The following is a 1,979-nucleotide window of genomic DNA, read 5'->3' as shown; positions in this document are numbered from 1 at the left end:
CGGTGGGCATGCCCGCAGCGCCACCACGAGCGCGATCAGCACGGCCGCGGCACCCGCGGCGAGCCCGGCGCGTCTGGTGTGGCCGGGTCCCCACAGCGAACCCGTCCGCGAGGCACCCGCCGAGATCGCGTCGACCTCGTCGTACTCGAGCTCCGGCCAGTCCAGCCTGCGAGGCACGAGGTGCAGCACCTCGCCGTCGCGGACCCGGTGCGCGCCAAGGGAGAGCGCGAGATCCAGCCGCGCACCGTCGGTGCGGCGCAACATCCAGCCACCGTGCTCGACGCCCGCGTCGGCGAGCCCCTCGCCCGCGTGGGCGAGCAGGCCCGGCACGACCTCGGCCAGCGGCGACCGTTCTGGCAGCGCCATGTCGATGCGCCGGTCCGGTGCGGCGATGGTCACCCTGACCAGCCCCGTTGTCGTCATTGGTTCCTCAACCTTCGAGAGGCCACTTCCTGCCGTGAGGGCTTGACCGCCCTTCCACCTACCTACGATCACCGGGTGACGACCAGCATGGAACCGGTTCGGCAGCTAGCGGCCACACGGGAGGACTTCTCTAAGATGGAGCCCGCGATGGGGACTGATCACGGTTTCGGCGACCTGGTGCCGCGCGGCACCGGGCCGATGGCGACGGTCTACGCCGGGATCCGCGCCGGGGAAGCCGTCGCGCTCAAGGTGTTCCGCGCAAAGCTGCCGCGCCGCACCCGCACCGAGGTCGAACGCGAACTCGCCGGCCTCGCGCCACTGCGCGCCCACGCGTCCGTGCTGGTCGCCGACGGACTGGAAGACCTCGGTGACCGCACCGCGCTGCGGATGGAGCTGTGCACGCAGTCGCTGACCGACGTGGTGGAGCAGGAAGGGCCGCTGTCGATCGCGGAAGCGATCACACTCGGCAGGACGCTCTCCGAGGCGCTCGCGGCGGCGCACGACGCGGGCATCGTCCACGGTGGCGTCACGCCGGGAAACGTCCTGTTCCGGCCGTCGGGTGCGCCCGTGCTCGCGGACTTCGGCGTCACGCTGCGCAGGCTGTTCCCGCACGAGGGCGGCGACGGGGTCGACTTCCTCGCGCCGGAGACCCTGGAGCACGGCACCGCCGACGAACGCTCCGACCTCTACGGCCTGGGCGCCGTGCTGTACCTGGCGTTGTCGGGCATGTCACCGCATCCCGCGCGGCTCGGTGAGCACCCTGACGACCGCAAGCTCCGCGTGCTCGGCTCTACCGTGCCCCGGCCGGACCGCTCCGACCTGCCCGACGAGCTGGCCGAGCTGGTGAGGGCACTGCTCGCGAAGGACCCGGCGATCCGCCCCGGCAGCATGCGCCACGTGGCGACGTGGCTCGGCAGGCTCTCCACACCCGACCGGTCCACCGCCGAGTTCGACGACTTCGCGGACTTCTCCGGCGCGCCGCCCCGCCCGCCCGTGCCGCGTGGCACCCCAGTGTTCGTCTCCGCGCCGGGCACGACCGGCAGGAAGCATCCCGCGGTGCCGGTGATCGGCGGCGCGGTCGGGTTGCTCGTCGTCGTCGCGCTGGGTGTGTTCCTGATGCGCAGCGATCCCGCGGTGCGCGGCGACGCCCCCACCTCCACGCAAGCGGTCCCGACCACACCGGCGAAGGCGGTCGTGCTCCAGTTGGTCGACCCCGTGGACAACGTCAACTACGTCGACCTCTCCTGGCAGAGTCCGGAACAGCTGGAGTTCGCCGTGGTGGTCGCCGGGGAGGGCGAGCAGCCGAAGGTCATGCTCGCCAAGCAGAACCGCTCGCTGAAGGTCGACGTGGACCCGAACCGCAAGTACTGCTTCCTCTTGCAGGGCTACGACGGCACCCACGTCTACGAGAGCAAGCCGAAGGCGTTGCGCGGCGCCACCTGCAAGCTCTGAGGTCTTCTCACGACCTGAGCGTGCGCGGGTCGACGGCGGCGCGCAGCCGCGCCGCCAGACCACGGGTGCGCAACCCGCGCCGGACCGCGCGCACCGCGGCCCAG

At 72.1% G+C, this 1,979-nt stretch carries 2 protein-coding genes; one reads left to right on the top strand and one right to left on the bottom strand.

All coding sequences use genetic code 11. The features are described from left to right. On the bottom strand, window positions 1-423 hold a 423-nt coding region (locus FXN61_RS49130; protein ID WP_188136324.1), incomplete at its 3' end, for an EsaB/YukD family protein. Window positions 424-570: 147 nt separating this feature from the next. Between FXN61_RS49130 and FXN61_RS49125 the strand changes: the two genes are divergently transcribed. Then, window positions 571-1,875, top strand: a complete 1,305-nt coding sequence (locus FXN61_RS49125; protein WP_167980596.1) for a serine/threonine-protein kinase — start codon at window positions 571-573, stop codon at window positions 1,873-1,875. Window positions 1,876-1,979 lie beyond the last annotated feature (104 nt).

Origin of the sequence: Lentzea indica (genome assembly GCF_012184385.1) — a bacterium.
GTDB lineage: Bacteria > Actinomycetota > Actinomycetes > Mycobacteriales > Pseudonocardiaceae > Lentzea > Lentzea indica.
This window is presented reverse-complemented; position numbering and strand designations above follow the sequence as displayed.

Bases quoted from the DNA above. Each gene is read 5' to 3' on its own strand.
- FXN61_RS49125 (WP_167980596.1), top strand. From the start codon at position 571: ATGGGGACTGATCACGGTTTCGGCGACCTGGTGCCGCGCGGCACCGGG.